21 protein-coding genes are annotated in these 22,198 nt (G+C 67.8%); 8 read left to right on the top strand and 13 right to left on the bottom strand.

The annotated features are described in order from the left end of the window. The 6 genes from H5V43_RS11980 to ung form a co-directional block, all read right to left on the bottom strand. Complete coding sequence (locus H5V43_RS11980; protein ID WP_025547346.1) at positions 1-891, bottom strand: transglutaminase family protein; 891 nt, start codon at positions 889-891, stop codon at positions 1-3. Next, entirely contained in the window at positions 888-3,359 is a 2,472-nt protein-coding gene (locus tag H5V43_RS11975; protein WP_025547348.1) for a circularly permuted type 2 ATP-grasp protein, read from the bottom strand. Before H5V43_RS11975 ends, H5V43_RS11980 begins: the two co-directional genes overlap by 4 nt. Further along, the gene (locus H5V43_RS11970; protein WP_025547350.1) at positions 3,356-6,685 is read right to left on the bottom strand and encodes a transglutaminase family protein; all 3,330 of its coding nucleotides are present in this window, start codon (positions 6,683-6,685) and stop codon (positions 3,356-3,358) included. Before H5V43_RS11970 ends, H5V43_RS11975 begins: the two co-directional genes overlap by 4 nt. A gap of 198 nt (positions 6,686-6,883) precedes the next feature. Next, positions 6,884-7,315, bottom strand: coding sequence for a DUF488 domain-containing protein (locus tag H5V43_RS11965; protein ID WP_025552249.1), 432 nt, complete (start codon positions 7,313-7,315; stop codon positions 6,884-6,886). Positions 7,316-7,354: 39 nt separating this feature from the next. Continuing rightward, positions 7,355-7,618, bottom strand: a complete 264-nt coding sequence (locus H5V43_RS11960; protein ID WP_025552251.1) for a hypothetical protein — start codon at positions 7,616-7,618, stop codon at positions 7,355-7,357. Next, entirely contained in the window at positions 7,615-8,310 is a 696-nt protein-coding gene (gene ung / locus H5V43_RS11955; RefSeq protein ID WP_025552253.1) for a uracil-DNA glycosylase, read from the bottom strand. The genes H5V43_RS11960 and ung overlap by 4 nt, the downstream gene beginning before the upstream one ends. A gap of 79 nt (positions 8,311-8,389) precedes the next feature. On the opposite strand from ung, the gene H5V43_RS11950 reads away from it, so the two are divergent. The 3 genes from H5V43_RS11950 (at position 8,390) to H5V43_RS11940 (ending at position 10,967) form a co-directional block, all read left to right on the top strand. Beyond that, the gene (locus tag H5V43_RS11950; protein WP_025552255.1) at positions 8,390-9,361 is read left to right on the top strand and encodes a serine hydrolase; all 972 of its coding nucleotides are present in this window, start codon (positions 8,390-8,392) and stop codon (positions 9,359-9,361) included. A gap of 65 nt (positions 9,362-9,426) precedes the next feature. After that, complete coding sequence (locus H5V43_RS11945; RefSeq protein WP_025552257.1) at positions 9,427-9,795, top strand: Mpo1-like protein; 369 nt, start codon at positions 9,427-9,429, stop codon at positions 9,793-9,795. A 116-nt stretch (positions 9,796-9,911) separates the two neighbouring features. Then, positions 9,912-10,967, top strand: a complete 1,056-nt coding sequence (locus H5V43_RS11940; RefSeq protein ID WP_193666668.1) for a GNAT family N-acetyltransferase — start codon at positions 9,912-9,914, stop codon at positions 10,965-10,967. On the opposite strand, the gene H5V43_RS11935 is transcribed toward H5V43_RS11940, so the two are convergent. The 3 genes from H5V43_RS11935 to H5V43_RS11925 are packed head-to-tail and all read right to left on the bottom strand — an operon-like array spanning position 10,945 to position 14,181. Beyond that, on the bottom strand, positions 10,945-11,805 hold the full coding sequence (locus tag H5V43_RS11935) for a cupin-like domain-containing protein (protein ID WP_025552156.1): 861 nt from the start codon (positions 11,803-11,805) through the stop codon (positions 10,945-10,947). The two genes, H5V43_RS11940 and H5V43_RS11935, sit on opposite strands and share 23 nt — an antisense overlap. Beyond that, positions 11,802-12,917: a GNAT family N-acetyltransferase gene (locus tag H5V43_RS11930; protein ID WP_099186371.1), complete on the bottom strand. Its 1,116-nt coding sequence runs from the start codon at positions 12,915-12,917 to the stop codon at positions 11,802-11,804. The genes H5V43_RS11935 and H5V43_RS11930 overlap by 4 nt, the downstream gene beginning before the upstream one ends. Positions 12,918-12,951: 34 nt before the next feature. Next, entirely contained in the window at positions 12,952-14,181 is a 1,230-nt protein-coding gene (locus H5V43_RS11925; protein ID WP_025552155.1) for a polyhydroxyalkanoate depolymerase, read from the bottom strand. A 125-nt stretch (positions 14,182-14,306) separates the two neighbouring features. Here H5V43_RS11925 and H5V43_RS11920 point away from each other — a divergent pair, with 125 nt between their 5' ends. Further along, positions 14,307-14,963, top strand: coding sequence for a glutathione S-transferase (locus H5V43_RS11920; protein WP_025552154.1), 657 nt, complete (start codon positions 14,307-14,309; stop codon positions 14,961-14,963). Positions 14,964-15,112: 149 nt separating this feature from the next. On the opposite strand, the gene H5V43_RS11915 is transcribed toward H5V43_RS11920, so the two are convergent. Both H5V43_RS11915 and H5V43_RS11910 read right to left on the bottom strand, forming a co-directional pair. Next, positions 15,113-15,838 (bottom strand): glutamine amidotransferase, encoded by a 726-nt coding sequence (locus H5V43_RS11915; RefSeq protein WP_048576291.1) that lies wholly within the window; start codon positions 15,836-15,838, stop codon positions 15,113-15,115. A 71-nt stretch (positions 15,839-15,909) separates the two neighbouring features. Then, positions 15,910-16,149 carry a CBU_0592 family membrane protein gene (locus H5V43_RS11910; RefSeq protein WP_044661366.1) on the bottom strand — a complete coding sequence of 80 codons (240 nt, stop codon included), beginning with the start codon at positions 16,147-16,149 and terminating at the stop codon, positions 15,910-15,912. A gap of 491 nt (positions 16,150-16,640) precedes the next feature. Here H5V43_RS11910 and H5V43_RS11905 point away from each other — a divergent pair, with 491 nt between their 5' ends. From H5V43_RS11905 to H5V43_RS11890, 4 genes are all read left to right on the top strand, one after another. Then, entirely contained in the window at positions 16,641-17,651 is a 1,011-nt protein-coding gene (locus tag H5V43_RS11905; RefSeq protein ID WP_099186370.1) for an NAD-dependent epimerase/dehydratase family protein, read from the top strand. A 343-nt stretch (positions 17,652-17,994) separates the two neighbouring features. Beyond that, positions 17,995-19,002 (top strand): KpsF/GutQ family sugar-phosphate isomerase, encoded by a 1,008-nt coding sequence (locus H5V43_RS11900; protein WP_044661368.1) that lies wholly within the window; start codon positions 17,995-17,997, stop codon positions 19,000-19,002. Between the two features lie 325 nt (positions 19,003-19,327). Beyond that, entirely contained in the window at positions 19,328-20,137 is an 810-nt protein-coding gene (locus H5V43_RS11895) for a 3-deoxy-manno-octulosonate cytidylyltransferase (RefSeq protein WP_025552214.1), read from the top strand. A gap of 52 nt (positions 20,138-20,189) precedes the next feature. Then, positions 20,190-20,780, top strand: coding sequence for a histidine phosphatase family protein (locus H5V43_RS11890; RefSeq protein WP_025552212.1), 591 nt, complete (start codon positions 20,190-20,192; stop codon positions 20,778-20,780). A gap of 203 nt (positions 20,781-20,983) precedes the next feature. Here the strand turns inward: H5V43_RS11890 and H5V43_RS11885 are convergent, their stop codons facing one another. Next, on the bottom strand, positions 20,984-21,547 hold the full coding sequence (locus H5V43_RS11885; protein ID WP_025552210.1) for an LptA/OstA family protein: 564 nt from the start codon (positions 21,545-21,547) through the stop codon (positions 20,984-20,986). Further along, a complete protein-coding gene (locus H5V43_RS11880; RefSeq protein ID WP_044661371.1) occupies positions 21,547-22,194 on the bottom strand; it encodes an LPS export ABC transporter periplasmic protein LptC in 648 nt (215 codons plus the stop codon). The genes H5V43_RS11885 and H5V43_RS11880 overlap by 1 nt, the downstream gene beginning before the upstream one ends. Positions 22,195-22,198: the final 4 nt, after the last annotated feature.

Here is a 22,198-nt window from a genome sequence, read left to right as displayed (position 1 = left end):
TCACGCCGACTCATCCTCCGGCATGACGTCCACCATTACCTGCACGCTCTGGCCCGCGCCGCCGACGAACAGCCCGTCCATCGGCGCGACATCGGCATAGTCCCGCCCCATGGCGACGAACAGATGTCCGTCCCCAGCGATCACGCCGTTGGTCGGATCAAGGCCGATCCACCCCCGCGCCGGCCCGCACCACAGCATCGCCCAGGCATGCATGGCGTCCGCGCCCACCAGCCGCGCCATGCCCGGCGGCGGATCGGTGCGCAGATAGCCGCTGACATAGGCGGCGGGCAGCCCGAACCAGCGCAAGGCCGCCACCATCACATGGGCAAAGTCCTGGCACACCCCATGGCGCGCCGCAAAGGCCTCCGCCACCGGCGTCGCCGCGTCCGTCGCCCCGCTCACATAGGCGAATTCGCCCTTGATCCGCCGCGCCAGTTCCACCGCCGCCTCGACAATCGGCCGCCCGGGGACAAGCAAATCCGCTGCCCAATCCCCGATCTCCGCCACCAGCGGCACGCGCTGCGAGGCGTGGAGATAATGCGCCGGCCCCGCCGGTCCCATGTCCCGCGCCACCAGCGCCGCCTCCGCCACCGCGCCGACGGTGGGATCATCGTCCCGCGCTTCCGCCGCTGGCCCGCCCTGCACCCCGGCGCGAAAGCTGCTGTCGATGCTGATCCGGCGCAGCGGGCTGTCGATCTCCAGCCGGGCGACATGCACCGGCCATGCCCCCGGCCGCGATTCGATGGAGGAAGGCGCCGGATCGACCGCCAGATGATAGTCCGACGTCCACTGCCCCGGCCAGGGCGCGGGCCGCAGCCGCAGGTTCAGGCGCGCCAGTTGCACCGGCGCATCATAATGCACGATGGTCTGATGCCGGATGCGGTAGATCATGACAGCAGGCTGGCGCCCTCGCTCTTTTCCTTGCGCCGCTGCAGGAAATAGCGCTGCCCGATGGCGTCCGACAGTTCCAGCAACCGGCCCTCCGCCTCCGCCAGATCGGCCATGCCGAGCACATCCCCCGTCAGCGGCGCCAGCCGCGCCGCCAGCATCGCCGCCAGCCGTTGGGGCTCCTCGGGCATGCCGTCGCCATGCAGCGTCGGCAGCGCCCCGACATGCTCCGCCAGCCTCTCCGCCTGATAGACGATGGAGCGCGGATTATGCGGCTCCAGCGCCACCAGATCGCGCACCGGCGCCAGGGCGGGCCCGGCCAGATAGCGGTTGCGATAGCTGATCTGGCTGTCGTTGAGGTCCAGCAGCACGGTCAGGTCGTCCGCCGAAGCCCCATCGCCCCCGAACAGCATCGCCAGACGGCAGCCATTGATCGCCCGCTCCATCCGCCGCCCCATGTCGTGGAAACGCCACCCCTCGGTCCGCCCCATATTCTCCGCCGCCAGCCCCGACAGCGCCGAAATCCGCTCGATCATCCGGGATGACGCCTTCAGCAGGGTCTCCGTCACCCCGCCGTCGAAATCGGGCAGGGGCAGCCGCACCAGCCGCCAGTAATCCACCGCCAGCCGGTCGCGCAGCCCTTCCCCTATGCCCGCCACCGCTGCCAGCAGGGCCCGCACGCTGCCCGGCTGAGCGCCATCGCCCAACGCCTGCGCGCAGAGCGGCCCGACCGCCCCCGCAACAGCCGGGATCGCGCCCCAGGACGCAAGCTGCCCCATCAGCCGGTCCATGGCGGGCGACCCCACCGCCGGCCCCAGATCGGCCTCGATCGACCCGCCGACGATCGCCCGGATCACCCGCGCCGTCATCTCCATCCGCTCGATATAGCGGCCCAGCCAATAGAGATTGTCCGCCGCCTTGGCGGGCAGCATGCCGCCCACCCGCCGGATCGCCGGAGCCGCCGCCGACAGCCCGTCCTGCGGCACCGGCTTGCCGTCCAGCACGCACATGTCCGCCGACAGGTCGCCTTCGCCCATCAGCGCGGCGCGAATGTCGCCATGCGCCGCCAGCCGCGCAAAGGCGCCCGGCATGATCCGCCATTGCCCCAGCTCGTCCCGCGCCAGGAACACCCGCAGGGTGAAGGGCAGGGCGGTCAGCCTGCCCCCGACGATCGCGGGCGTGGTCGACAGCCGCACCACTTCCTGCCCGACATAATCCATCGGCCGCCGCGCCATCGCCTCCAGCAGGGCCGCCCGCTGCGCCGCATCCATCCCCGATCCGGGCAGGAACCGCGTGCCCGTCAGCCCCGCCACGTCCCGGTCGAAGGCGGACCCCACCACCAGCTCATCCATCGCCCCCGCCACATGCGCCCGCTCGGCCGCCTGCCCGCACCACCATGTCGCGATATTGGGCAGGATGAGGTCCGCCCCCAGCACCTCCCGCGCCAGCCCCGGCAGGAAGGCCGCCATCGCCCGCGATTCGATCACGCCCACGCCCGGCCAGTTGGCCAGCATCAGCCCGCCCTTGACGCAGGCGTCGAACAGGTCCGGCACGCCGATCCGCGATTCCGCGTCGAACGCCAGCGGATCGAGGAAGCGGCTGTCCATCCAGCGCCAGAGGCCATCGACCCGCTTCAACCCCTGAATGGTCCGGACGAACAATTGCCCGTCCGACACGATCAGGTCGTCACCCTCGACCAGCAACAGGCCCAGATAGCGCGCCAGATGCGCCTGCTCGGCATAGCTCTGGTTGAACCGCCCCGGCGACAGCAGCCCGATGCGCGGATCGCTCCGTTCGCAATCCGCCGCCAGCCCGCGCCGCAGGTCGCTCAGGAACGGGGCCAGCCGCCGCACATTGAGCGCGCCCAGCAGGTCCCCGGTCGCCCGCGACAGGGCCAGCCGGTTCTCCAGCGCATAACCGACGCCCACGGGCGTCCGCACCCGGTCCGCCAGCACCCGCCAATCGCCCTGCGGCCCCCGCGCCAGATCGGCGGCGTAGAAATGGACGAAATGCCCATACGGCGGCGGCGCGCCGGTCATCACCCTCCAGTGATGCGGGCTGCCGGTGATCACGCTCGCGGGCAGCTTCCCATCGCGGACCAGCGATTGGGTGGAATAGATGTCGCTGATCACCCGCTCCAGCAACTGCGCCCGCTGGATCAGCCCCTGCTCGATATGCGTCCATTCCCGCGCCCCGATCAGCAGCGGAATGGGGCTGAGCGGCCAGGGCCTTTCCTGCTGGTCCCCGGTCAGCCGGAACGCCAGCCCCAGGTCGACCGCCTGCCGCTCGACATTGCCCGCCAGCACCGCCGGATCGCCCTGCGCCTGCGCCGACAGCCGCTCCAGCATCGTCCGCCAGTGCCCGGCCATCTCCGCGCTCGCTCCGGCGAACAGGTCGCCCTCCGGCGCCCGCGCCAGATAGGCGTCGGCCCAACCGGCCGCTTCCACGACAGGGGCGCTCGCCACGGTCATGGATGCCGGAAACGCAGGTCCAGCGTCATCGGAAATTCGCCCGGGGCCTCGGCGGGCGGCATGTCGACCGGCCCCGGCGTATGGCCATGGTCCTGGAACCGCGCCTTGCGCCGCGCCTCCGCCTCATAGGCGTTGATCGGCAGCGTGTCGTAATTGCGCCCGCCCGGATGCGCGACATGATAGACGCAGCCGCCCAGCGACCGCCCGCTCCAGCTATCCAGCACGTCGAAGGTCAGCGGCGCGTTGACCGGCAGGGCAGGGTGCAGGCAGGCGGCCGGCGCCCAGGCCTTGTACCGCACGCCGCCCACCGCCTCGCCCGGCACGGCGGTCGGCGTCATCGGCACCCGCCGCCCGTTGCAGGCGACGACATGCCGCCCCGCGACCAGCCCCGTCGCCCGCACCTGCAACCGCTCGGTCGAACTGTCGACATAGCGCACGGTCCCGCCAATGGCCCCGGTTTCGCCCAGCACATTCCACGGCTCCAGCGCATGGGCAATCTCCAGCCCCACGCCGCCCGCATCCACCGCGCCATGCACCGGAAAACGGAACTGCCGCTGCGCCTCGAACCAGTTGGGATCGAACGCGTAACCCGCCCCGCGCAGGTCGCCCAGCACCTCCAGAAAATCCGCCCAGACGAAATGCGGCAGCATGAAGCGGTCATGCAAGGCCGTCCCCCAGCGTACCAGACCGCCCTGCTGCGGCTGCCGCCAGAACCACGCCGTCAGCGCCCGCAACAGCAATTGCTGGACAAGGCTCATCCTCGGCTCCGGCGGCATTTCGAAGCCCCGAAACTCCAGCAGCCCCAGCCGCCCGGTCGGCCCGTCGGGGGAGAACATCTTGTCGATGCAGATTTCGGTGCGATGGGTATTGCCCGTCACATCGACCAGCAGGTTGCGGAACAGCCTGTCCACCAGCCATGGCGGCGGCGCGTCGCCTTCTCCGGGCGGCGGCACCTGCGCCAGCGCGATCTCCAGCTCATACAGCCCGTCATGCCGCGCCTCATCGATGCGCGGCGCCTGGCTGGTCGGCCCGATGCACAGCCCCGAAAACAGATAGGACAGCGAAGGATGCCGCTGCCAGTACAGCACGAAACTCTTCAGCAAGTCGGGCCGCCGGATGAAGGGGGAGTCGTTCAAACTCGGCCCCCCCAGCACGATATGATTGCCGCCCCCGGTCCCCACCGAACGCCCATCCACCATGAACTTGTCGGCGGTAAGGTCGCAGGTCCGCGCCAGCGCATAGAGCCGCTCGGTGATCTCCACCGTCTCGTCCCAGCTTGAAGAAGGCTGGATATTCACCTCGATCACGCCGGGATCGGGCGTGGCCTTCAGCACCTGCAGGCGCGGATCGGGCGGCGGCGCATAGCCCTCTATCCGCACCGGAATCCGCATCGCCTCCGCCGCGCCCTCGACCTCGGCGACCAGTTCCAGATAATCCTCCAGCGCCTCCACCGGCGGCAGGAAGACGGACAGGAAATGCCCCCTAGGCTCCACCGTCACGGCGGTGCGCACCGCCCCCTCGATATGGAACTGCTCGACCCGCTCCTGCGCCACGGCCCCGCCCGGCGCGTCGGGCACCCGCTGCACCGGCTGGGCGTGAACCTCGTCCACCGTCGCCCGGAAATCCGGCAAAGGCCCGCGCGGCTCGCTCGGATCGCGGGGATGGATATAGGGAAAGGCCGCCTCCGGCACATGCGGCAACGACCCCAGGGGCAGGCGATAGCCCAGCGCGGAATCCCCCGGCACCGCGAACAGCCGCCCGCGCCGCAATTGCCAAATCTCGCTCTGCCAGCGCGGCGTCGCGGCCTGAGCCTGCCACCGCTGCACCGGCAGCACATAGCCGACCGGCTGGTCCAGCCCCCGCTCGAACGCCCGCACCATCCGCGCCCGCGCCTCCGGATCGGCAATCTTGGGATCGTCGGGCGAGGTGTTGACCGGCAGGTCCGCCTCCTTGACCGCCCACACCGCCGGGTCTTCATAAACCGGCTGGATATGATCGGCGGAAAAGCCCATCGCCCCCGCCATATGCGCGATGAAGGCCTGCGCATCCTCCGCCGTCACCGCCCGCGCACCCGCCGGCGCGACCTCATCCGCGATCAGCGCCGCATCGCGCCAGATCGGCACCCCGTCCTGCCGCCAATAGACCGCATAGGCCCAGCGCGGCAGGCTCTCGCCCGGATACCATTTGCCCTGCCCATGATGCAGCATCCCGCTCGGCGCGAAGGCTTCCCGCAGCCCCCGGATCAGCCGGTCGGCATAACCCGCCTTGGTCGGCCCCACGGCATCGCCGTTCCACTCGCCCGCATCGCCGCCATTCTCCGCCACGAAGGTCGGCTCGCCCCCGGTCGTCAGCCGCACGTCCTGCGCCTGCAAGTCGGCGTCCACCTGCGCGCCCAGCGCCATCACCGCATCCCAGCGCGCATCGGTGAAGGGCTTGGTGATCCGCACCGCCTCGGCAATGCGGCTGACGCCCATGGAAAAGTGGAAATCGACCTCCGCCGGTTCCGCCATCCCGCTGATCGGCGCGGCGGAACGATAATGCGGCGTCGCGCAGAGCGGGATATGCCCTTCGCCCGCGAACATCCCCGAAGTCGCATCGAGCGCCACCCAACCCGCGCCCGGCACATAGGCCTCCGCCCAGGCGTGGAGATCGACCACGTCCTGCGAAACACCCTTCGGCCCCTCCAGCGGCTCGACATCGGCCACAAGCTGGATCGAGTATCCCGATACGAAGCGCGCCGCAAAGCCCAGCCGCCGCAGCAACTGCACCAGCAGCCAGGCCGAATCCCGGCACGACCCGGTGCCGATCTCCAGCGTCTCCTCCGGCGACTGCACCCCGGCCTCCATCCGGATCACATAGCCGACCCGTTGCTGAAGCTGCCGGTTCACCTCGACCAGAAAGTCGATCGTCCGCCCCTCGAACCCCTTGTGGCTCTCCACCAGAGCCTCGAACAGCGGCCCCTGATCCTCCAGGTCGAAATAGGCGGCGAGGTCGGTCTTCAACTGCTCGTCATAGGCGAAGGGATACTCCTCCGCATAAGGCTCCACGAAGAAATCGAATGGATTGATGATGTCGAGATCGGCCAGCAGGTCGACCTCGACGGAGAAACGGTCGACCGGCTCGGGAAAGACGATCCGCGCCAGCCAGTTGCCATGCGGGTCCTGCTGCCAGTTCAGGAAATGCCCCGGCGGATCGATCTTCAACGCATAATTGGGGATTTTCGTCCGGCTGTGCGGCGCGGGCCGCAACCGGATCACCTGCGGCCCAAGCGTGATCGGGCGACTGTAGCGATAGGACGTCAGGTGGTGGAGCGCGGCCTTCAGCATGAAAGCGATGAAACGCCACCCCCTGCTGCAATGCAATATGGAATCGCTTCGGCGGCAAAGAAACTGAATTTATATATAGAAGCCCCTCCCCTTCAGGGGAGGGGTTGGGGTGGGGGCAGGCCGTTACTCCCAGCTTTCCCTTAGGGCACGCCCCCACCCCTCAATCCCCTCCCCTGAAGGGGAGGGGAAGCGCGCTCCTCAAGGCACCAGATCCACCCGCTCCGCATCCGGCATGACCGCATCGATCAGCAACGACCGGTGACAGGCCGCCGCATCCCGCTCGAAGCACAGCAGCGCCACCGCCTGCTCCTCCGCCATCTCCACCAGTTGCGCCGCCTGCACCATCGCCTCGGGCAGCTCCAGCTGCCCCGCATAAATCTCCGCCAGCCGCTGGTGCTGCCCCTTGCGCGCCGCCTCCCGCCCGGCGGCGGGCGTCCCCAGCGCCTTCAACCCGACATAATCGATCCCCGCCTCGCGCAGCCCGGCGGCGAGGATATTCTTGGAAAAGCCCGGCCGCCGCGACAGCGGCACCGCCCGCACATCGGCCAGCATCGTAACCCCCGCCGCGCGCAGGGCGGCGATCACCTCGTCCTGCGTGGCGCCCTCATAGCCGATGGTGAAGATTCGCATGCCCGACAGACTAGCCTGTTCCTGCGCGGCGGCAAAACCCTACTCGTTCCCCTCGGCCCGCTCCATCATCTCCATGAAGTCGCGCGCCGCGTCCCGGTCCGCCGGGTCCTCGAACGCCTCGTCCAGATCGGGCGCCGCCCCCAGCAGGAACATCAGCGACCACAGCGCAAAGCGCCGCCGCCCGTCCGTCTCCAGCCCGAAATCCACCCGCATGCGCTCCAGCCCCGCTTCCAGGGCATCAGGGGTCAGCGCGTCCACATCCCGCACCCCGAAATAGCGGTGCAACTGGTCGTCGAAATTCATGCCGCTACCGTCTCCGGCAACCCCCAGTCGATCGCCCCGCGCCCCTTCTCCTCCAGAAAGGCGTTGGCCTGCGAAAAATGCCGGCACCCCAGGAACCCGTTATGCGCCGAAAGGGGGGAGGGGTGCGCCGCCTTCAGCACCAGATGCCGGCTCCGGTCGACAAATTCCGCCTTGCGCTGCGCATAGCTGCCCCACAGCAGGAACACCACCGGCTCGCCCTGCTGGTTGACCAGCCGGATGATCGCGTCGGTAAACTGTTCCCAGCCGCGCTTCTGGTGCGACGCCGCCTTGCCCATCTCCACCGTCAGCACGCTGTTCAGCAGCAGCACGCCCTGCCGCGCCCAATGCTCCAGGAAACCGTGGCGCGGCGGCGGCAGCCCCAGGTCGCTCTGCAATTCCTTGTAGATATTGACCAGCGACGGCGGCGTCCGCACCCCCGGCTTCACCGAAAAGCACAGGCCATGCGCCTGCCCCTCGCCATGATAGGGGTCCTGCCCCAGCACCACCACCTTCACCCTGTCCAGCGGCGTCAGGTCCAGCGCCCGGAAATATTCGCCGCCCTTGGGGAAGATGCGCTTGCCCTGCGCCTTCTCCTCCTGAAGGAAGCGCTTCAGCCCCTGCATATAGGGGCTCTCGAATTCCCGCAGCAGCGGCGCGCGCCAGCTCTCGTCCAGCTTGATCGTATCGCTCATGGCCCGGCGTGATGAACCCCGCGCCGATCCGCTGTCAACAGTGCTTGCCCTTCTCCGGCAAATCGGGGAAACAGGCGGCATGCCGCGCCTTCGTACCAAGCTGATCGCCTTTCTGGGCCTGTTCCTGGCTCCGCTGCCCACCGCCGACGCCTTCGGCCCGACGCCCAATCCGGTCCAGCACAGCGCCGAATCCCGCCTGATGGCCGAATTCGCCCGTTTCGCCACACTGACCGACGGCACGGTCGGCATCGCCGTGCGCGACCTCGGCACTGGGGAGACGCTCGCCTATAATGGCGACACGCTGTTCCCCATGGCCAGCACCTACAAGGTGGCGGTCACGGCCAAGATCCTCTCGCTGCTGGACGCGGGCAGCCTCAGCCTCGACGAACCGCTCATGCGCCTTGGCCGCCCGCTGCCGGTGCGCACCCTGATCGACATGAGCCTGACGCTCAGCGACAATGAGGCGACCGACGCCCTCGTCGCCCGCGCCGGCGGGCCGCAGGCGGTCAACGACTGGGTCCGCGCCGCCGGGATCAGGGGGCTGCGCGTCGACAGCAACACCCGCGACCTGCTCGCCCGCGCCAAGGTGACGGGCATTGGCTTCGGCGATGAAGCCGCGATGGAATCCGGCCTCTCCGCCAGCCAGCGCGACGCCCGCGACATGCCCAATCTGGGCTTCGCCGCCGATCCGCGCGACACCGCCACGCCGCGGGCGATGGACGACCTGCTCGCCGCGATCCGCCTGGGCAGGGTGCTGCGGCCCCAGACGACTGCGCTGATGCTGTCGGTCATGGAACGCTGCAAGACCGGCAAGGCCCGGCTGCGCGCCATGCTGCCGCCGGGCACCCGCATCGCGCACAAGACCGGGACGCTGAACGGCCTCGGCAACGACGCGGGCATCGTCACGCTGCCCGATGGCCGCATGTTCGTCATCTCGGTCTTCGTGATGAAGGACCATATGGGCCATGAACTGCGCGACCGCATCATGGCCGAAGCGGCGCGGGCGGCCTATGATTATTTCCTGTTCGCCCCCGATCGGCACACGGCCTGACGCATCCATCTTAACTTCCATCCCGTTTCCCGATAGGCTTGCGGACACAGGCAGGAGGGGATGCGATGGACGACAAGACGGCGGCGTTCCGCGACTTTTGGCCCTATTATCTCCAGGAACATGCCCATGCGGGCACGCGGGCGATGCACTATGCCGGCACCAGCCTGGTCGTGCTGCTGATCGCCGCGCTGCCGGTCGCGGGAAGCTGGTGGATGATCCCCGCCGTGCCCCTCGCTGGCTATGGCTTCGCCTGGATCGGCCACAGCCTGATCGAACATAACCGTCCGGCGACCTTCCGCTATCCCTTCTGGTCGCTGCGGGCCGATTTCGTGATGTGGTTCCGCTTCCTGACGGGGAAAATGGGCCGCGACCTCAAACGCGCGGGCGTCCGCCCCGATGGCTCGGTCGACCCCGCATTGCGCCGCGAATTGTGATGGTCCCGACCGGTTTGGGTGGAATCAGGACATTCCCCACCTTCCCCACCTGCCCATACAGCTTGAGGTGCTGCAAGCTTGACCCCCACCGCCGCTCTGCCAAAAGGGGGCCCGCAATGGCCCTCACCGCCCACTTCACCCGCCTGCCCGACCTCGCGAGCCTAGCCCCCCGCTGGCAGGCGCTGGAGTCCCGCGCCGCCGCCAGCTTCTTCCTCGGCTGGACCTGGACCGGCGCCTGGCTGGAAAGCTACGCCGTCCGCCCCGAACTGCTCGCCGTCACCGATGCGCAGGGCCGGGACATCGCGCTCGCCCTCTTCGGCCATGCCCTGCAACCCCGCCTGCTGGGCCGCAGCGCCACCCTGTCGCTCAACCAGTCCGGCGACCCCGGCGCCGACCGCCCCTTCATCGAATATAACGGCCTGCTCGCCGCGAAGGGCAGGGAAGGGGAGGCGACACGGGCCGCCCTCCAGGCCCTGCAAAACCGCAACGACTGGCGCACCCTCCGCCTCAGCGGCATCGCCCCCGACTCGCCGCTCCTGACAATCCCCGCCCGCCGCAAGACCCGCCTCGACCGCTCCCCGGTCTATCAGGTCGACCTCGCCGCCGTCCGCGCCGCCGACTATCTGTCGCTGCTCAGTTCCAACAGCCGCGCCCAGATCCGCCGCGCCCTCAAGGATCATGGCGGCGCGCTCCCGGCCATCGCCAAAGCCGCCCCAGCGGACATCGTCCCATGGCTGGAGGAAATGCGGTCCCTCAACACCGGCCGCCACGCCGACAATGCCTGGGACGACCCCGCCTTCCGCCGCTTCGCCGCCACCCTCGCAAGCCGCGACGAAAAGGTCGAACTGCTGCGCTTCACCGATGGCGGCGGAACCGTCGGCCTGCTCCTCAACTTCCTCCACGACGGCACAGCGATGAACTACCAGTCCGCCTTCGCCGCCCCCCGCGCGCCGAAGGACAAGCCCGGCCTGCTGTGCCACGCCGCCGCCGTCGCCCATTATGCGGAACGCGGCCTCGCGCTCTACTCGCTGCTCGCGGGCAAGGACCGCTACAAGCAGAGCCTCGCCACCCGCGAGGAAGCCCTTGAATGGTGGCAGGTCGACCGCTTCAGCCCCCGCCTCGAAGCCGAGGCCGCCTTGCGCAAAATCCTCAGACGCCCAGCTTCCGCATGATCCGATAGGCGATCCGCCGCGCGCCCTGCGCCTCCGGCCGCGCCCCGATCCGCCCGACCGGCAGCCCGCGCCGCCGCAGCAGCGCGTTCAGGCTGTGCAACTCGCCCTCCGCCACGCTCCGCTCCGACCGCCACGTCACCGACAGGCTGACCGACACGACAGGGCCATTCTCCACGAAATGCGGCGCCTTGACCGGCACATGGATCGCATCGCCCGGCAACAGCGTCACCGCCATGCCCCGCTCGCGAAACCCGTCCCGCCAGTCCAGATTGCGATGCCCGCCCGCATGGAAGGCCTCGCTCTGCACCGCCGGCACCAGTTCCTCGTCGCCCGCCGGAAAGACCGTCATCGTCTTCTCGCCCCGGATCTGGAGCAGGATATTATGCTCCGGGTCCATGTGGAACGGCGTCACGCTGCCGGGCGAGGACAGGAAGATGAACGCCTCCCGATGCAGCATCGGCCCGGTCTCCCGCTCCACCAGCGGCGCCAGTTCCGCCAGCGCCCGGTCCAGCAGCGCGCCATAATCCGCGTCCCGCTCGACATTCTTCAGCACCGCCCAACTGCCGTTGCTCTCTATGGTCCGGATCGTCTCGCCCAGCGTCAGCCCGTTGGACGGCGTATCCTCCGCCCGCACCCCCAGGGGCAGCTTGCCCAGATTATACTCGACCGAAGCGGCCGGCATCCGCTCCGCCAGCCCGGCCAGAGCCTCCAGAGTCAGCAGCGCATGCCCCGCCAGCCCATGGCTCAACTTCGCCGCCCTGTCCGGATAAGCCGCCGCGAAGGCCGCCCGCGCCTCTTCCGGAAACACCCCCGCCTCGATGGCGCTCACCGCGTTCATATCTGCCCCTTCAACCTCTGCCCCAGCGCCTCCACGCCATTGGCCAGCGCAAAGGCGACGCTTCGTCCCGCACCCCGCAGCGCGATGCGATATTGCGTGATCGTCCGCCGCTCGCCCCACAGGCTGTCGATCATCGGATGGTCCGCCGCCGCGCAGCTATCCATCCAGCCGATGGCGGGATCGCCCAGCACCGCCTGCAAATTGGCGATCTCGATCAGCACCCCCGGCGAAAAGCGCCCCAGCGCCTCGTCAAAGGCGATCTTGAAGGAAAAGGCCCCTTCGCCATGCCGGAAATTGACCAGCATCGCGATCGCCCGCCCATCCAGGTCCATGCGCAGGAAATGCAGCCGCCCGTTCTCGAAAGCCGCCGCGCAGGCCGCCCGGAAGAAAGCCGCATCCTCATCCCTGCAGGCCAGCGCCGATCCTTCCGCCCCCTTCCAGCCCGCGGCCTCCAGCGCCAGAAATTCCCCGCACCACGCGGCCAGCTCCGCCCCGTCGACCAGCAGCCGGCTCCCGACCGTGCCCAGTTCGGCCAGCCGCTTCTGCAGGCGCCGCAATTCCTTGCGCTTCTTGGCCCGCACATTGGTTTCCCAATAGGCGTCCGCGTCCAGTTCCGACCGCAGCATCGCCCGGTCGTACCGATGCACCTCCCGCCGCCCGCGCCGCTGCTCGACGCATAGCGCCTCCAGCGCCGCCGCATTCGCCCCCGCCGCGTCCAGCCCCCGCAGATGCAGGAAGCCCGGCGCCCAGTCCGCCTCGTCCAACTGCTCCAGCAGTCCCCGCCACGCCGCCACTTCCTCGCCCCGCCGGATCAGCGGCGCGCCGAAGAAGCAATGATCGTGCATCCAGTTGGTGACGCAGCGCAGCGGCAACCGCCCATGCCGCGCCGAAACCGTCACAGGCATCAGCCCGATCAGTTCCCCGTCCCGCTGCGCCTCCAGCATGCGCACGGCGGTGCCGCCCGCCAGATGGTCCAGCGCCGCGCACAGCATGTCGGGCATGTAGAAGGCATTGGCCTCCGCCGCCGCGTCCGCCAGCGCGGCCCAGCGCGCCCGCTGCACCGGCGCATAGGCGCGCGCATGCGCCATTGCGGGATGGGAAGCCATGTCCATGCCCCGGCCATATCCGCCAATGATTAGGGAAAGGCTAACCCGCGTTCATCGCCAGGATCATGTTTCGCACCTGCGGATAGACCTGCTTTTCCCATTTGCTGCCGGAAAAGACGCCATAATGGCCAACGCCCGGCTGCAGGTGATGGCGTTTCAGATGCGGGCGCAGGCCCGTGCAGAGCGCATGGGCGGCCGCGGTCTGGCCCACGGCGCAGACGTCGTCCTTCTCCCCTTCGACCGTCAGCAGAGCGGTCTTGTGGATGGCGCCCGGATTGACCTTCCGCCCGCGATAGGTGAGTTCGCCCTTGGCCAGCAGCGTCCGCTGGAACACCTTGTCCACCGTTTCCAGATAAAATTCCGCCGTCATGTCGAGCACGGCGAAATATTCCTCGTAAAAGGTCTTGATCTTGTCCGCCTCGACCTGCCTGCCGTCGGCCAGCAGCTGGTAAAGCTCGCGGTGCGCGGCGCCATGCCGGTCCATGTTCATCGACATGAAGGCGGAAAGCTGGAGGAAGCCGGGATAGACCCGCCGGCCGCGCCCGGCATAGCGCATCGGCACCAGGCTGATCAGATTCTCCTCGAACCATTTGATCGACTGTTCATTGGCCAGTTCGTTGACGACCGTGGGCGCGGCGCGCGTGTCGATCGGTCCGCCCATCAGCGTCATGGAGCGCGGCGTCGCCGGGTCCTTGTCCTCCGACATGATCGACACCGCCGCCATGGCGGGCACGCAGGGCTGGCACACCGAAACCAGATGCGATCCCGGCCCGATTTCCTGCATGAAGGTCATGACGTAGTCGACATAATCGTCGAATCCGAAGCGCCCGGCGCTCAGCGGCACGTCCCGGGCGTTCTTCCAGTCGGTGATGTACACGTCATGGTCGCGCAGCAGCGTCTGGACGGTGTTGCGCAGCAGGGTCGAGAAATGGCCCGACATGGGGGCAACCACCAGCACCCTGGGCTGCGGCGTTTCGACATCGTCCTTCGCGAAGTGCAGCAGGTTGCCGAAGGGCAGGTCCAGCGCCACCTCTTCCCGCACGGCGACCACCGCATTGCCGCTATGCACCTCCGTTATGCCATAGGCCGGCCGGCGATGCGTCAGCTTCGCGCCCTGGAACACGTCCATCAGGGCGAACATGCGGCGGGGCATGGCCCAATCCGCCACCGGTCCCATCTTGTCCTTGAAGGAGAGAGCGATCTGAGCACCGAAGCGCGCAGGGGCCATCATGTCGTTCCAGGCCTGATAGCCGCTATATAGCATCATCATCTTGCTCAAACGCGTCCTAAGCTCTTTCGGTGCCGATTCGGTCCCATGCCGGACCGTTATACAGGTTTTGCATATTGCACCGCATCATGATTGATGAAACATAGGGATGAAGCGGGAGGAACGCCATGGCCGACGCCGAACTCACCATTTCCAGCAAGACTTATTCGTCCTGGTCCCTGCGCGGATGGCTGTTGTGCCGCATGGCCGGGCTGAAGGTCGTGGAAAAGACGATTGCGCTCGACGATCCCGAAAACCGGGCGGAATTGCTGCTTCTGTCGCCGTCCGTGCTGGTGCCCCGCCTGACCCATGAGGGGGCGGGCGTGTGGGATACGCTCGCCATTGCGGAATATCTGCATGAACTCTATCCGCACGCCGGCCTTTATCCCGCGGAGCGGATCGCGCGGGCGCACTGCCGTTCGGTTTCGGGCGAAATCCACTCCGGCTTCATCAACCTGCGCTCGGCCCTGCCCATGAACCTGAAGGTGCGGCACGAAAAGTTCCCGGTCTTTTCCGGGGCCAAGCAGGACATCGAGCGGATCGAGGAAATCTGGACCGAATGCCTCGGCGCCTATGGCGGACCCTGGCTGTTCGGGGAAAGGCCGACCGTGGCCGATGCTATGTTCGCCCCCGTGGCGCAGCGTTTCCTGACCTATGCCGTGGCGCTGTCGGAGCGGTCGGCCGCCTATTGCAACTGGAGCAACGACTGGGACCTGATTCGCGAGTGGATCGACGCCGCCCGCGGGGAGAAGGATGAGGTCGAGGAACTGGAAGTCGAATTTTAGGGCGCGCCGCGTTCAATCGGACGCAGGTCGCGCAAGCTTTTGTTGCCGCATCGTTTTAAGCGCAAAACCGGTTCCCACTTTTGCGCACGATGCTCTGGGGCGCGCCGCGTTCAATCGGACGCAGGTCGCGCGCGCTCATTTGCAGGCCGTCATGGCCTGAATGCCGATCGGTCCTGGTTCCCGATTCCGCTCAACCACTCGCCGATCATCGCGCGTCCGGCAGCGACGGCTGCGGGGCCATGGTCGGCATGGTCCTGCCGAAGGGCAGTGCCGCATTGCTTCGCTATGTCGAGATCGGCCCAGAAATGCGTGAGCCAATCCTCGAAGCGCGGGTCTTCGCCCATTTCCGCGTGGAACTGCAACGCCAGCAGGTTGGGGCCGCGGCGAAAGGCCTGATGAGCATAGTTTTCGGTCGACGCCAGCAGCTCGACCCCGGTCGGCATGTCGAAAGTGTCGCTGTGCCAGTGGAGGACGGGCACGCCGTCCAGATGGCGCAGCGGGGATTCCGCGCCCGCCTCGTTCAGCATGACCGGCGCGAATCCCAACTCCATCCGCCCGCCGGGATAGACGGGCGCGCCGAGCGCGGCGGCGATCATCTGGCTGCCCAGGCAGACGCCCAGGGTCGGCAGGTCCTGCTCCAGCCGGGCGGACAGCTTTTCGATCTGGAGCGGAATCCAGGGGTGCAGGTCCTGCTCATAGACGCCCATCGGGCCGCCCATCATGATCAACAGGTCCGGGGTGCAGAGGTCGACATCGGCAAAGTCGGGGCTGGCGACATCGATCCGTTCGATCGCATAGCCCGCGGCCTCGATCGGCTGGAGATAGCCTGCCGCTCCCTCCCGCGGCACATGTCGGACGATCAGCGCTTTCTTCATCTCCATCATGCTGGTAGCCAAAGAGAACATGGCCTGCCACCCCAGCCTTTCTTGGGTTTTTGAAATGAGGGCTATTGGCGGGCGATGCGCATCAACGCGACCGCGCCTATGCCGAGCCAGATGATGTTGAGCACCATCGAGGGGATGGCGCCGTGCCACCATGTGTTGAGGATGAACAGCGTCGAACCCAGAGCGTTCATCCCTTGGAACAGGGCCGACTTGCCGGACACATGCCCGCTCGACACGAGCAGATAGGCGCCCAACACCAGCAACGCGCCCAGCCATCCGGCGATTTCGACAAGGATCGGCAATCCATCCCCCGGGAAAAGGGATGGTCTAGCTTGCCGAAGGCGGACCTGAATAGTGGCTTTGGATCATCTGGGCTCGATCCAGGCAAGTCGTGCGTCTGCAAGGGCCGGTCCCAGTCCCACCCTTATGCAGTCCCACCCTTATGCAGTCCCACCCTCATGCAATATTCCATCTGGCCGGGGCTACCGGACGTCAATGCTTCCCCTCCCCTTCAGGGGAGGGGACCGAGGGGTGGGGGCGTGCCCCACGCGCAAACTCAGCCTGTAGAGGCACTCCCCCACCCCAACCCTTCAAACGAGTCACGTGCCTCGTTTGACCCTGAACGGGAGGGGCTTGATGGCAGGAAACCACCCATTTCCGCCAGCCCATCCGCATCCCAACCCGGCAATTTTTAGGGACTAACACGGAGCTTCTGGGGAAAGCCCTTTACATCGCCTCCCGGATTGTCTGTGAAAGACTCCAGCGCCAAGGCAAGGACAGGAACCCGCAACCCATGACAATCCTCGTGACCGGCGCCGCCGGCTTCATCGGCATGGCCGTCGCGGACCGTCTTCTGTCCGAAGGCCGGGCCGTCTTCGGCATCGACAATATGAACGACTATTACCCCGTCTCGCTGAAGCGGGACCGGATCGCCGCCCTGCACGATCGCCATGGCGGCCTGTTCACCTTCGCGGAGCTGGACTTCGCCGACATGGACGCGCTTCAGGCGGCGCTGCACGACCATCCCGTCGACGCGATCGTCCATCTGGGGGCGCAGGCGGGCGTGCGCTATTCGCTGATCAACCCGCACGCCTATGTCCGCTCCAACCTCGCGGGCCATGTCAACATGCTGGAAGTGGCGCGGGAAAGGCGGGTGAGGCACCTCGTCTACGCCTCCTCCTCCTCGGTCTATGGCGGCAACGACACGCTGCCCTTCCGGGTGGAGGACCGCGCCGACCACCCCGTCTCGCTCTATGCCGCGACCAAGCGCGCCGACGAGCTGATGAGCGAGACCTACGCCCATCTCTTCCGCATTCCCATGACGGGCCTGCGATTCTTCACCGTCTACGGCCCGTGGGGCCGCCCCGACATGGCGATGTGGATCTTCACCTCGAAAATCCTCTCGGGCCAGCCGATCCCCGTCTTCAACCACGGCCGGATGCAGCGCGACTTCACCTATATAGACGACATCGTCAGCGGCGTGATCGGCTGCCTCGACCATGCGCCGGAAGATGACGGCGCGCCCAAGGCGGGGGGCAGCCGCTCGCCCCACCGGCTCTACAATATCGGCAACAACCGGCCCGAGGAGTTGATGCACCTCATCTCCGTCCTGGAGGAAGCCTGCGGCCGCAAGGCGGAGATCGACTTCCAGCCGATGCAGCCGGGCGACGTGCCGGCGACCTTCGCGGACATCAGCGCCATCGCGCAGGACATCGGCTTCGCGCCGACCACGGGGATCGAACTGGGGGTGCCCCGCTTCGTCGACTGGTACCGCGCCTATCATGGTGGGGCGGCAGGCGCATAAACGGCGCGCTTTACAGGTTTATTCCCCTGACCGTGGCGCAATGCAGCACGGCGCCCCACAACCGCTTCCCTCGTAAAAGGTTCCGCCATCCGCCGATATTATTCGGCGGCTCATCGCTTTTTCATCCATTGTGGCGTTAATGGCGCGGAAATCATCATTCGCGCTTGCGAAATCGATTGCCAATACTAGGGGAAGACGCTTATCCCCGGCAGCCGGGTGCCGGTCGTTTCGACCGGTCGGGTCGCGGAACGAGGTAAGGACGGAACACCCTGGGACGGTGGATCGTCGCCGCTGTCGTCAGTCGGAAAAAGCCGGCGGCGGCGGTGGAAAAAAGGGCTTACGCGTGTCGACAGTAACGAAGATCGTGCCATTCGGCTCAGGCGGGCGCATTGCGGAAACCGCGCGCCGGACATTGTCCATCGCGGCCGAAGGGCTGAGCGCTCTCGAAAACCAGTTCAACGACCGGGAATTTTCGGCGACCTTCCTGCGGCTGGTCGGCATCATCATGAATGTGCGCGGCCGCCTGATCGTCACCGGCATGGGCAAGAGCGGCATCGTCGCGCGCAAGATGACGGCGACGCTTACCTCGACCGGCACGCCCGCCATCTTCCTGCACCCCGCCGACGCGGGCCATGGCGATCTGGGCATGGTCACGCCGGACGACGTCGTGCTGATGCTGTCCCATTCGGGCGAATCCAACGAACTCGGCCCGATCATCCAATATTGCAAGCGCTTCGCCATCCCCCTGCTGGGCATGACCGCGCGCAAGCGCAGCACGGTCGCGGCGGCGTCCGACATCTGCATCCTGATGCCCGACGTGAAGGAAGCGTGCCCCAATTCGCTGGCGCCAACCACCTCCACCACGATCCAGATGGCCTTCGGGGACGCGCTCGCCATCGCGCTCATGGAAATGCGCGGCTTCTCGGCGGACGACTTCCATAAATTCCATCCCAATGGCCGGCTCGGCGCGCAGCTCGTCAAGGTGCGCGAACTCATGGCCTCGGGCGGCGACGTCCCCCGCGTGGAGGAGGACGCCTCGCTGCTCGACGCCACCATCGAAATGACCCGCGCCCGGCTTGGCGGCACGGCGGTGGTCAACGGCAAGGGCGAACTGATCGGCGCCTTCACCGACGGCGACCTGCGCCGCACCGTCACCGGCACCCGCCACATGAACGAGCCGGTCGGCCGCTACATGACGGTCAGGCCCGTGTCGGTCGGCCCGGAAGAACTGGCTTCCGAAGCGCTCCGCCTGATGCACGACCATAATATCACGCTCCTCTTCGTCTGCGAAAAGGACCGCCTGGTCGGCGCGCTCCACATGCACGACCTCCTCCACGCGGGCGTCGCCTGAGCGCCATTCGCCCCAGGGACGACCGCACTCCCGCAAAGGCGGAAGCCGGGGCGGGCAAATTCGGGGTTCTTCAGCCTGATCGATTTGGGTGGAAAGCCGCCATTAAGCCCCTCCCCTTCAGGGGAGGGGTTGGGGTGGGGGCGTGCCTCTACAGGCTGAGTTTGCGCGTGGGGCACGCCCCCACCCTTGAAGGGGAGGGCAACACCGCGCGTCCGCTCCTGGCCATGTCCCCCATCCCGATCCGTCCACCCAGCCCGGTCCCGCCCCCTGACCGCCTTTCCGCACATGCCCCTTCACGCAGCTCCTCAACGGCATTGCTCCTGAAATGACCCCGCCCACCCTCATCGTCATCCCCGCCCGCGCCGGCTCCTCCCGCCTCCCGCGCAAGCCGCTGCGCCTGATCGCGGGCCGCACGCTGCTGCACCGGACCATCGCCATGGCCCGCGCGGCCACGACCGGCCTCTCCGACATCCAGCTGCTCGTCGCCACCGACGACGAGGAAATCGCCGCCCACGCCCGCGCCGCGGGCTGCGACGCCGCCCTGACCGACAGCGCCATCGCCACCGGTTCCGGCCGCGCCCTCGCCGCCGCCCGCCAGTGCGACAGCCAACCCCGCTTCATCGTCAACCTCCAGGGCGACAGCCCCTTCCAGCCTCAGGACGCCCTCCGCGCCGTCATCGCCGCGCTGGAATCCGGCGCACAGGTCGCCACCCCCGTCATCGCCCTCGACTGGCCCGCGCTCGACGCGCTGCGCGACCACAAGACCCGCTCGCCCTTCAGCGGCACCACCTGCGCCCGCGCGCCCGACGGCCGCGCCCTCTGGTTCTCGAAAACCATCATCCCCGCCATCCGCAACGAGGACGCCCTGCGCCAAAGCCAGCCGCTTTCCCCAGTCTGGCGCCATGTCGGCCTCTACGGCTACACGCTCGAAGCCCTTACCCGCTTCGAAGCCACGCCCCCCACGGCGCTCGAAAATCTCGAAGGCCTCGAACAGCTCCGCCTGCTCGAACTCGGCATCCCCGTCACCACCGTCCCGGTATCCCCGCCGGTCTTCGACAGCTCCGGCATCGACACCGAAGCCGACATCGCCCGTGTCGAGGCGCTGATCGCCGCCCATGGCGACCCCACCCCCTGATCCTCAACATCTTCCGTTCGTTTCGAGCGAAGTCGGGAAACATCATCAGTCCATGCGCCGCATCTTCATCATCCGCCACGGCAACACCTTCGAAAGCAGCGCGCAGGCCCGCCGCATCGGCGCGCGCACCGATATTCCGCTGGTGGAAAGCGGCCATGCCCAGGCCGACCGCCTCGGCGTCTGGTTCGCGGCGCAGAACTTGCCGATCCGCCGCCTCCACAGCAGCCCGCTCCTCCGCGCCCGGCAGACCGCCGCCAGCATCGCCGCCGCCACCGGCCACGCCAGCGACGGCTCCCTTCCCTGGCTCAACGAGATCGACCACGGCCCCGACGAAGGCCAACCCGAAGCGCAGGTCCTGACCCGCCTCGGCCCCCAGGCCCTAGCCGCCTGGGACGAACAGGGCATCCCGCCCAAGGACTGGAAAGTCGACGCCGAACCGCGCATCGCCGCCTGGAGGCAATGGTTCGCGCAAGCAGGGGAGGGCGCCGACCTCCTCATCACCAGCAACGGCGCCGCCCGCTTCGCGCTCCTTGCGCTAGGCCTGCCGCTCGCCGACCTCAAACTCCGCACCGGCGCCTTCGGCGAACTGACGGTGGGGGGAGGGGGCGAGGTCGATCTCATCCGGTGGGACGTCCGCCCATAACCGCCGCCGAAAGCCCAAAACGGCAACCAACGGCAGTCAGCAAACCCCCATTATCCCTCTCCCTCAAGGGAGAGGGCTGCGCAGACTTGGCAGCTTGCTGCCTAGTCGTAGCTGGGTGAGGGGGATGCGATCCAACGGATCGCGCGGGCCACAGGCCCGCCCCCTTCATCCAACTCCGCCCAGGCTCCTTACGTCGCCCCGGCTCAATCCTTCCGCTGCGGCACCGTGAAAGTCCCCGACACGCGCCCGCCCGAGCCGCTCCCGGAAATCCCCGGACCGCCGCCCCCGGCAGCCCGCCCGTCCACGGTCGAGCGCCCGCTGGTCAGGTCGATCACCAGCCGCCCCCCGGTCAGCCGGTTCGCCCCCTGCGTCAGCGACACATTGCCCAGCATGGTGATCAGCCTGCTGTTGAGGTCGTAGATCGCGACATTGCCCTTCGCCGTCTGGTCCGCCTTGCGCACCACGACATTGCCGGACGCATCGATCCGGTCGATCTCCACGCCGCCCGGCCCGGTCCCGCCCCCCGGCTGGTTCCGGTAAGCCACCGTCATCCGCGCCGCATTCAGCGTCATGCCCGCCTGCGTCACCTCGACATTGCCCGACACCACGACGCGGTCGGCGCGGTCCTGCACCTCGATCCGGTCGGCGGTGAAGTTGACCGGCGCATTGCTGTCATGATTCTTCAGCACCTGCGCGTCCGCCCCCGCATACAGGAGGCCCGCCGCGCCCAACGCGCCCAGCGACAGCAAAAGAAGGGGCTTTCTCATCACCTTTGCCCTTTGAGACCATTTTGTTCGATACGCAAGCTCGCCCGCCCGTTCAGCGTCACCGTCCGCGCGCTCAGGTCAGCCTCCAGATGGTCGCCGCTGAACGTCCCGATGGGTATCCGCCCGTCGACCCGCCCCGCGCTCTGCATCCGCCGCGTCTTCAGGTCCACGCCCACGTCCCGCGTGGTCATCCGGTATCCGCCCTCCGACTGGAACTGCACCGGCCCGTCGATCGCGACCCGTTCCGTATCCATGTCGTACCGCCCCTTCTGCGCCCGCAGCAGCGCCTGCCCGTCGGACAGCAGGATCCGCGCCGACATGTCGTTAAGGTCGACGATCGGCTCGCGCGAACTCTTCTGCACGGCAGAACCCGCCCGCAGGGAAAAGGGCTGTCCCTTGCTGTCCTCCCCGCGATAGAGCGCCTCGGTCACGCGCATCCGCTCCTTCGCCACCTCGACCTTGTTCTTGTCGAGCACGAAGCTCACCTTGTCCCCCCCGGTGAAGGGCGCCGTCGCCAGCAACGCCGCCAGCACGCCCACCGACACCGGCAACCAGTTCTTGAGCAGCCCGACCAGCCGGTCGTGGCTCCCCCCCGGCCGCGCCCAGTGACGGCGCACATTGCGTTGCTGATCGGCCTGTATCGACATGGGT

This window comes from Sphingobium fuliginis, assembly GCF_015074805.1.
Lineage (GTDB): Bacteria > Pseudomonadota > Alphaproteobacteria > Sphingomonadales > Sphingomonadaceae > Sphingobium > Sphingobium fuliginis.
The sequence above is the reverse complement of the archived record's forward strand: the minus strand, read 5'-3'. Positions and strand labels throughout refer to the sequence as shown.

Excerpts from the sequence above, each read along its gene's own strand:
- H5V43_RS11945 (WP_025552257.1), top strand. The coding sequence starts at position 9,427 with ATGGACGACAAGACGGCGGCGTTCCGCGACTTTTGGCCCTATTATCTC.
- H5V43_RS11940 (WP_193666668.1), top strand. The coding sequence starts at position 9,912 with ATGGCCCTCACCGCCCACTTCACCCGCCTGCCCGACCTCGCGAGCCTA.
- H5V43_RS11935 (WP_025552156.1), bottom strand. The coding sequence starts at position 11,805 with ATGAACGCGGTGAGCGCCATCGAGGCGGGGGTGTTTCCGGAAGAGGCG.
- ung (WP_025552253.1), bottom strand. The coding sequence starts at position 8,310 with ATGAGCGATACGATCAAGCTGGACGAGAGCTGGCGCGCGCCGCTGCTG.
- H5V43_RS11895 (WP_025552214.1), top strand. The coding sequence starts at position 19,328 with ATGACCCCGCCCACCCTCATCGTCATCCCCGCCCGCGCCGGCTCCTCC.
- H5V43_RS11925 (WP_025552155.1), bottom strand. The coding sequence starts at position 14,181 with ATGATGATGCTATATAGCGGCTATCAGGCCTGGAACGACATGATGGCC.
- H5V43_RS11970 (WP_025547350.1), bottom strand. The coding sequence starts at position 6,685 with ATGCTGAAGGCCGCGCTCCACCACCTGACGTCCTATCGCTACAGTCGC.
- H5V43_RS11885 (WP_025552210.1), bottom strand. The coding sequence starts at position 21,547 with ATGAGAAAGCCCCTTCTTTTGCTGTCGCTGGGCGCGTTGGGCGCGGCG.
- H5V43_RS11880 (WP_044661371.1), bottom strand. The coding sequence starts at position 22,194 with ATGTCGATACAGGCCGATCAGCAACGCAATGTGCGCCGTCACTGGGCG.
- H5V43_RS11965 (WP_025552249.1), bottom strand. The coding sequence starts at position 7,315 with ATGCGAATCTTCACCATCGGCTATGAGGGCGCCACGCAGGACGAGGTG.
- H5V43_RS11920 (WP_025552154.1), top strand. The coding sequence starts at position 14,307 with ATGGCCGACGCCGAACTCACCATTTCCAGCAAGACTTATTCGTCCTGG.
- H5V43_RS11960 (WP_025552251.1), bottom strand. The coding sequence starts at position 7,618 with ATGAATTTCGACGACCAGTTGCACCGCTATTTCGGGGTGCGGGATGTG.
- H5V43_RS11890 (WP_025552212.1), top strand. The coding sequence starts at position 20,190 with ATGCGCCGCATCTTCATCATCCGCCACGGCAACACCTTCGAAAGCAGC.
- H5V43_RS11905 (WP_099186370.1), top strand. The coding sequence starts at position 16,641 with ATGACAATCCTCGTGACCGGCGCCGCCGGCTTCATCGGCATGGCCGTC.
- H5V43_RS11915 (WP_048576291.1), bottom strand. The coding sequence starts at position 15,838 with ATGAAGAAAGCGCTGATCGTCCGACATGTGCCGCGGGAGGGAGCGGCA.
- H5V43_RS11950 (WP_025552255.1), top strand. The coding sequence starts at position 8,390 with ATGCCGCGCCTTCGTACCAAGCTGATCGCCTTTCTGGGCCTGTTCCTG.
- H5V43_RS11980 (WP_025547346.1), bottom strand. The coding sequence starts at position 891 with ATGATCTACCGCATCCGGCATCAGACCATCGTGCATTATGATGCGCCG.
- H5V43_RS11975 (WP_025547348.1), bottom strand. The coding sequence starts at position 3,359 with ATGACCGTGGCGAGCGCCCCTGTCGTGGAAGCGGCCGGTTGGGCCGAC.
- H5V43_RS11930 (WP_099186371.1), bottom strand. The coding sequence starts at position 12,917 with ATGGACATGGCTTCCCATCCCGCAATGGCGCATGCGCGCGCCTATGCG.